We start from the raw sequence: 7551 nt of genomic DNA, 5'->3' as shown, positions 1-7551 counted from the left end.
AATACGCGATCGGGGGCCGTCTCGTGGGCACGGAGGTGTGTATAAGAGGCAGGGCCGAACACGCCGCGCGGCTGCAGGCCCGGGACCGCGGCGTGTTCGGCCTCGGCGGCGGCTCGGGCGGCGACAACCGGATCGTGACCACGCCCGACCCGCTCGTCAGCCTGAAGCGGGAGCTGACCCGGCTGGACGACTCCGTCGTGCTCACCTACCGGACCGACGACGCCGAGGGCCCCGACTACCTGCGCCTCTACGCGCTCGACCGGTTCGACGGCGACCGGTGGACCTACAGCCCGCTGAAGAGCAGCGCCAAGGACAGGGTGGTCTACGGGCAGACGCTTCCGCCGCCGCCCGGGCTGTCCATCGGACGCGTGCACAAGGTGACGACCAGGGTCCATGTGCGGTCCGAGGTCCGGAACATGACGTTCCTGCCGGTGCCGTACGCCCCGACCAGCGTGTCGATCAGGGGCGACTGGCGGGTGCACCCCTCGTCGCTGATGCTGTACTCACTGCGCGACTCGGCGGGCGGGCGCTCCTACACGGTGGAGAGCGTGCGCGCCGACCCGACCGCCGCGCAGCTCGCCGCCGCGGGCGGCTACCCGGCCGACATCGTCGCGCACTACACGGCGGTGCCGAAGAACGTCCCGCAGCAGGTCAGGAGGCTCGCCGAGCAGGTCACCGCCGGGTCGGCGACCGCGCTCACGCAGGCCGTGCGGCTGCAGCGCTGGTTCACCGTCACCGGCGGGTTCAGCTACGACCTGTCCGCGCCGGCGCCGCAGAAGGGCAGCGACCTCGTCGACTTCCTGCTGCACAGCAAGCGCGGCTACTGCGAGCAGTACGCCGCGTCGATGGCGCTGATGGCCCGGATCCTCGGCATCCCGTCCCGGGTGGCCATGGGGTACACGCCGGGCAGCGAGGTCCGGCCGGGCGAGTGGGTCGTCCGGTCGCGGGACGCGCACGCCTGGCCGGAGCTGTACTTCCAGGGCACCGGCTGGGTGCGGTTCGAGCCGACGCCGTCCGGCGCGGCCGGGCAGGGCACCGCGGTCACGCCGACCTACAGCCGTCCCGCGGTCAGCACCGGCGGCGGGAGCGACAGCGGGTCCGCGCAGGCGCCGGACAGCTCCGCCGCCGGCGACGCGGCGACCGCCTCGCCCACCACCGGCGCCCGGCACCGCGACGACCAGGCCCCCGGCAGCACCACCTCCGCGCAGGAGGCCGAGGACGACGGGTTCACCGCGACGCCCTGGCTGGCGGGCGCGCTGCTGACGCTGCTGCTGATGGGCGTCCCGATGGCCCTGCGCTCGTTCACCCGCCGCCGCCGCTGGGCCGCGCTCACCCCGTCGACCGCGCTGTCATCCGACATCCTGTCGCGGGCAAGGGCGAACGGGTCGCCCGACCCTGCGCCCGATGGCGGGCCCCTGCCCGGCGTCCGGCCGCTGCCCGGCCCGGAGTTCCCGCCGGGGCCCCGGCGGGCGGCCCGGCCGGACCCGGCGAGGGTGGCGCACGCCGCCTGGCAGGAGATGCGCGCCGACGCGCTCGACCACGGACTCGAATGGCGGGCCAGCGACTCCCCGCGCGCCACCGCCCGCCGCCTCGGCGAGCTGCTCGATCTGGACGGCACGAGCACGCAGGCCATCACCCGCATCGCCCGCGCGGAGGAACTGGCCCGCTACTCCCAATCCCGCTCCGCCGAGCCGGCCGAGCGGCTGCGCGCCGACGTCCGGACCGTCCGGGAGGCGTTCGCCGCGTCGGTGGGCCGCCGCACCCGCTGGCGCGCCCGCCTGCTGCCGCCGTCCACGATGTCGCAGACCCGCGCCGCCCTCCGCGCCGCCACCGACCGCGCACTGGACGTCACGGCCCGCCTGAACGACCTCCCCACCCGCCTCCGCCGCCGCTGACCGCCCAGCGGCGGCAGGGACCCCCGGATACGCCGACGTCCCGGCCGCACGTGGGCAATCCACGCGCGGCCGGGACGTTCAGCGCACGCCACATCGTCCCCGGAGGACGACCAAGACCCCGCAGGCGAGGCCGGGCGCCGTCCTCCGCTCCGCTGGAGCTCCGCTCCAGACGCCGCTCAGTCGCCTTCGGTGCGGCGGCGCCAGCGTTCTTCCATGCGTTCCATGAAGCCAGCCTTGGCCGGACGGGACGAGCCGCCGCCGCTCGGGGCGGCGGGCTCGTTTCCGATGCCGGTCATCCGCTTCCAGCTCGTCAACGCCCAGACGCAGCACACCACCATGAGCAGGAAACCGGTCACGCTGATCGCGATGGTGACCGTGCCCTCATTGATCACGAGGCCGGCCATCAGGGCGCAGACGCCCACGACGAATCCGAGGGCGGCCTTGATGATCCGGCGCTTGTAGTGAACCTGGGGGTTGGTCGAGCGGACCGCGTGAGCGAACTTCGGATCCTCGGCGTACAGAGCCGATTCGATCTGTTCGAGCATGCGCTGCTCGTGCTCAGAGAGCGGCACGGCACCTCCCAACGACAGCTCCGCGACGGGGTCTCCGATGCGGGACGCGAACGTCAACGGTGATATGCCCAGAATACGAGCACTGTCGAGCGTACGAAAGCGAACGGCCCGTCGAGGGCCCGGTGCCGGTCACCCCACCGCCTTCTTTCATTGTCTTCCGTCCCTGCCGTCACGTCCGTCACCATCGGTCGCCCGTCGCACCAGCGCGGCGGGGCGGACCGCGCCGCGGCCGAACCGGTGCGCGACCTGGTCCATGGCTCGCTCGGCCTCACGCCAGCCGCGTTCGGGCTCGTCGAAGGCGAGCTGACGGGGGGCCTCGCCGGCCGGGCCCAGGTTCTCCACCCGTACCCCGACCAGACGGAGTCGTACCCGTTCCAGCCCGGCCGCCTCATACAGCTCGCATGCTGTGACATAGATCACACGGGCGAGGTCGGTCGGCTCGCTCAATGTGCGCGCCCGGGTGATCGTCTTGAAGCTCGCCATCCGGAGTTTGACGCTGACCGTCCGTCCGGCGTTCCCGCTCTCGCGCAGCCGCTCGCCGGTCTTCTCCGCCAGCCGCAGCAGCGACCGGCGGATGACCTCGGGATCGTCGATGTCGGTGTCGAACGTCTCCTCGGCGCCGATGCTCTTGTCGGGCGTGTGCGGGACGACCTCGCGCGGGTCGCGGCCCCACGCCAGCTCGTGCAGGTGCGCGCCCAGCGCGTTCCCCAGCTCGCGCTGGAGCGTGGCGAGCGGCACCTGGGCGAGCTGCCCGACCGTGCGGAGGCCGAGCCGGGTGAGGTTCTGCTCCGTCCGCTCCCCGACGCCCCACAGGGACGCGACGGGCAGCGGGTGCAGGAAGCCGACGGCGCCGTCGGCGGGCACCACGAGCAGCCCGTCGGGCTTGCAGCGGGTCGAGGCGAGCTTGGCGATGAACTTGGTACTGGCGACGCCGACCGAGCAGGTGATGCCCTGCTGGTCGCGCACCTGCTCGCGGATCAGCCGCGCGATCTCGGCGGGCCGGCCGAGCCGGCGCCGGGCGCCCGCCACGTCCAGGAACGCCTCGTCCAGCGACAGGCCCTCGACCAGCGGCGTGATGGAGCGGAAGATCTCGAACACCGCGGCGGACACCCGCGAGTACTTGCCGTGGCTGACCGGCAGCACGACCGCCTGCGGGCACAGCCGCCGCGCGCGTGTCATCGGCATCGCCGAGTGCACGCCGAACGTCCGGGCCTCGTAGGACGCCGCGGACACCACGCCGCGCGGCCCGGCGCCGCCCACGATCACGGGACGTCCGCGCAGCTCGGGGCGTTCGAGCAGCTCGACGCTGACGAAGAACGCGTCCATGTCGACGTGCAGGATGTGGCAGCCGGTGTCGTCGGCGGGCGGCCCCGGCTGCGGCCCCGGCCGGTGCAGCTGCTGCTTGCGGCTCACGGCGGCTACTCTGCCGGTTTGTCGGCGACCAGGTGCAGCTGGGTCGCGAGGTCCCGCAGGACGGGGTGGACGGCCGCGACGGACTCCAGCGCGATCAGCGCGTCGGCCGAGTCGGAGTCGCCGTCCAGCAGGCCGCTCGGCACCAGGTCGGCGAAGATCCGCACGCCGTGCAGCTCGGCGACCCGCAGGCCCGCGCCGCGGACCAGCGCCGACAGCGTCTCGCGGGTGAAGCGGCGGGGCATCCGGTCGCCCTCGCCCCACCGCCCGGACGGGTCGGTCAGCACCCGCCGCGCGTCGTCGAAGCGCCCGGACACGGCGCGGTGCAGCGCGGCGGCGACCTGCCCGGCGACGAGCACGCTGACCGAGCCGCCGGGCCGGACCACGCCGGTCAGCGCGGCCATCGCCGCGCCGGGGTCGTCCACGAACTCCAGGACGCTGTGGCACAGCACGAGGTCGGCGGCGTCCGGGCCCAGCAGGTCGGGCAGGTCGACGGCGTCGCCCTGCACCGCGCGGACCCGCACCCCGGACTCGGCGGCGCGGCGTTCCAGCGCGGCGAGCGCGTCCGGGTTGGCGTCGACCACGGTGACGCGGTGCCCCAGCTCGGCGAGCGGCACCGCGAACCCGCCGGTGCCGCCGCCGACGTCCACGACGTCGCGCGGACCGGCCTCGGGGGTGATGCGGCCCAGCACGGTCCGCAGCGCGTCCCACAGCACCGCACTCCGCACCCGGCTGTGTTTCATTGCAGTGCCCTCCTCCTTCGGGCCCTGGAGGGCCCTCCATCGTCGGGCCCTGCGCGCGATCGCTGCATCGCTCCGACTCGCCTGGCGGCTCGCTGCGCGATCAGGTTCTCGCAAGCTCGAACCTGCCTTCGGTCGCGATCGCAGGCGTTGGGGTCGTTGCGTGGTTGCGGCGTCGGCTGAGGTGGCCACAGTGCACCGCTTGCTCCCACATTAGAGGGTCAGGGACGGCTTGAGCTGCTGGAGGCGGGAGAGGAGGCCGTTGACGAAGCGGGGGGACTCCTCGGTGGACAGCTCGGTGGCCAGGCCGACGGCCTCGCTGACGGCGACGCCGTCCGGGACGTCGTCGACCCACAGCAGCTCGAAGGCGCCCATCCGCAGGATGTTGCGGTCGACGGCGGGCATCCGGTCCAGCGTCCAGCCGGTCGCGTAGGTGGAGATCAGCTCGTCGATGCGCTCCCGGTGCTCCTGGACGCCCTCGATCAGCCGGACGGCGTGCGGGTACTCGGCCAGCTCGTCCTGGTTGGGACGGCCGCGGCCGGCGAGCACCGCCGAGGGCTCCTCCTCCCGCAGTTCCGCCGCGAACAGGATGTCCAGCGCGAGTTTCCTGGCCTTGGTGCGCGCCGCCATCTCAGGCGCGGCCGAGGTACTCGCCGGAGCGGGTGTCGACCTTGACCTTCTCGCCGGTGGTGATGAACAGCGGGACCTGGACCTGCGCGCCGGTCTCCACGGTGGCGGGCTTGCTGCCGCCGGTGGAGCGGTCGCCCTGCAGGCCGGGCTCGGTCTCGGTGATCTCCAGCACGACGGCGGCGGGCAGCTCGACGTACAGCGGGTTCTCGTTGTTGAAGGCGATCACCGCGTTCTGCTCGGGGAGCAGGTAGTTCGCGGCGTCGCCGACGACGGTGCCGGAGATGTGCGGCTGGTCGTAGGTCTCGGTGTCCATGAAGACGAAGTCCTCGCCCTCGCGGTAGAGGTACTGCATCTCCCGCTTGTCGACGCTGGCCACCTCGACCTTGGTGCCGGCGTTGAAGGTCTTGTCGACGGTCTTGCCGGACAGCACGTTCTTGAGCTTGGTGCGGACGAACGCGCCGCCCTTGCCTGGCTTGACGTGCTGGAACTCCAGGACGGTCCACAGCTGGCCGTCCAGGTTCAGCGTCATGCCGTTCTTCAGGTCGTTCGTCGTCGCCACTGGCTGTTCTCCCGGTCGCGGACCCGCGCGCCTACAGGACGAGCAGGTCCTTCGTCGTTGTGGTGAGGAGCTCCGGGCCGTCCGCGCGGACCACCAGTGTGTCCTCGATGCGGACCCCGCCCCGGCCCGTGAGGTAGACCCCCGGCTCGGCGGTGATCGGTACCCGATCCGTCAGTTTACCGGTCTTGTCGTACCCCATGAGCGGCGCTTCGTGGATCTCCAGGCCGACGCCGTGCCCGAGCCCGTGCGGGAACGCCTCGCCGTGCCCCGCGTCCTTGATGACGTCGCGGGCGGCGGCGTCGACGTCCTTGGTGTCCGCGCCGGGCCGGGCGGCCCCGATCGCGGCCCGCTGCGCCCGGTGGACGAGGTCGTAGAGGTCGCGCTGCCAGCCGGCGGGCTCGCCGATCGCGACGGTGCGGGTCATGTCGGCGTGGTAGCCGCCGTACAGGGCGCCGAAGTCCATGGTGACGAGGTCGCCGGCCTGGAGTTCGCGGCCGCCGGGGTGGTGGTGCGGGACGACGCCGTTCGGGCCGGACGCGATGATCGACGCGAACGCGGGACGCTCGGCGCCGAAGTCGACCATGGCCCGTTCGAGCGCGACCGCGACGGCCCGCTCGGTGACGCCGGCGCGGATCTCGGGGAGGACGGCCTCGAACGCGCGGTCGGTGATGGCGCACGCCTCGCGCAGGAGGGCGATCTCCGCCTCGTCCTTGACCATGCGCAGTTCTTCCACGAGGTGGCCGAGCGGCACCAGTTCGACTGCGGCCTTTTCGAGGAGGGCGGCGTGCTCCTCGACGGTCATGTCGTGGGCCTCGAAGCCGACGCGGCCGTGGCCGTCCTCGGCGGCGCGCGCCACCAGCGCCTGCGCGACCTGACGGTCGACGATGACGGGCAGTTCCGGGCAGACCTCGGCGGCCAGGCCGGCGTACCGGCCGTCGGTCGCGAGGACGGCGGGCCCGTCGGCCGGGACGAGCAGCGCCGCGCGGGAGCTGTCGAGGCCCGTCAGGTAACGGATGTTGACCAGCCGTGTCACCAAGACGGCGCCGGCGTCGCGTCCGGCGGCGAGCGCGGCCAGCCGGCGGCGCCGCGCCGCGTGCGTCTCTCCCCTGCTGTGCGTCTCCCCCATGCTCAGGACTCTAGATGATCGCCGGGGCGGGGCGGGAAGGCCGTCTCGACGCGGTCACAAACATGAGAAACCCTCGACTCTGACTCGAGGTGCGGCCTAGCGTGAGCTGCCGTGTGACCCTTCCGTCCCCCCGCATGGACTTCCCCCCAGGAGGGATTCCCCTTGACCCGAGTCAGCCGACGCAGACTGCTCGGCACGGGCGCGCTCACCGCCGCCGGCGCCGTCGCCTCCGCCGCCCGCACCGGCACTCGGGCCGCCCCGCGGCACGCCCGGCCCCGTCGCTTTTCCACCTCTGCCCCTCCCGCCCAAGCGCATACTGTCTTCCCCCCACGTCCCCCCCACCTCACACACCACAACGACATGCGGACCACCCCCACTTCCACTCATACGCCCTAGATCCCCTGCAATATATCTCAACCCCTCGCCCGCATTCAGCCTCGCCCTTCCGCACCACTTTCGCTTCCCCCTTCCGCCACTGTTGCTCCCCCGGTCTCGTCCCCCTCTCAGTTACCCCGCCCCCCTCTAGACACTGACTGGGCCGCCCAGTCTCCACCGTCACGCTCAGCTCTCACAGCACCACAATAGAACTAGCAAACGAACCCACACCCCCCTCACGACG

General features: G+C 72.8%; 7 protein-coding genes. 1 reads left to right on the top strand and 6 read right to left on the bottom strand.

Annotated features, from left to right (window positions below; genetic code table 11):
• On the top strand, positions 1-1895 hold a 1895-nt coding region (locus tag HUX53_RS00770), incomplete at its 5' end, for a DUF3488 and transglutaminase-like domain-containing protein (protein ID WP_176401227.1).
• 176 nt (positions 1896-2071) lie between these two features.
• On the opposite strand, the gene HUX53_RS00765 is transcribed toward HUX53_RS00770, so the two are convergent.
• The 6 genes from HUX53_RS00765 to HUX53_RS00740 form a co-directional block, all read right to left on the bottom strand.
• A complete protein-coding gene (locus tag HUX53_RS00765; protein ID WP_176401228.1) occupies positions 2072-2467 on the bottom strand; it encodes a DUF3040 domain-containing protein in 396 nt (131 codons plus the stop codon).
• Positions 2468-2614: 147 nt separating this feature from the next.
• Complete coding sequence (locus HUX53_RS00760; protein WP_176401226.1) at positions 2615-3880, bottom strand: DNA polymerase IV; 1266 nt, start codon at positions 3878-3880, stop codon at positions 2615-2617.
• Positions 3881-3885: 5 nt separating this feature from the next.
• Positions 3886-4620, bottom strand: a complete 735-nt coding sequence (locus HUX53_RS00755) for a methyltransferase domain-containing protein (RefSeq protein ID WP_176401225.1) — start codon at positions 4618-4620, stop codon at positions 3886-3888.
• A gap of 210 nt (positions 4621-4830) precedes the next feature.
• The gene (nusB, locus tag HUX53_RS00750) at positions 4831-5247 is read right to left on the bottom strand and encodes a transcription antitermination factor NusB (RefSeq protein WP_176401224.1); all 417 of its coding nucleotides are present in this window, start codon (positions 5245-5247) and stop codon (positions 4831-4833) included.
• 1 nt (position 5248) lies between these two features.
• Positions 5249-5806 (bottom strand): elongation factor P, encoded by a 558-nt coding sequence (efp, locus tag HUX53_RS00745; protein ID WP_176401223.1) that lies wholly within the window; start codon positions 5804-5806, stop codon positions 5249-5251.
• A gap of 31 nt (positions 5807-5837) precedes the next feature.
• Positions 5838-6932, bottom strand: coding sequence for a Xaa-Pro peptidase family protein (locus tag HUX53_RS00740; protein ID WP_176401222.1), 1095 nt, complete (start codon positions 6930-6932; stop codon positions 5838-5840).
• Positions 6933-7551: the final 619 nt, after the last annotated feature.

Source organism: Actinomadura sp. BRA 177 (assembly GCF_013372625.1).
Classification (GTDB): domain Bacteria; phylum Actinomycetota; class Actinomycetes; order Streptosporangiales; family Streptosporangiaceae; genus Spirillospora.
This window is presented reverse-complemented; position numbering and strand designations above follow the sequence as displayed.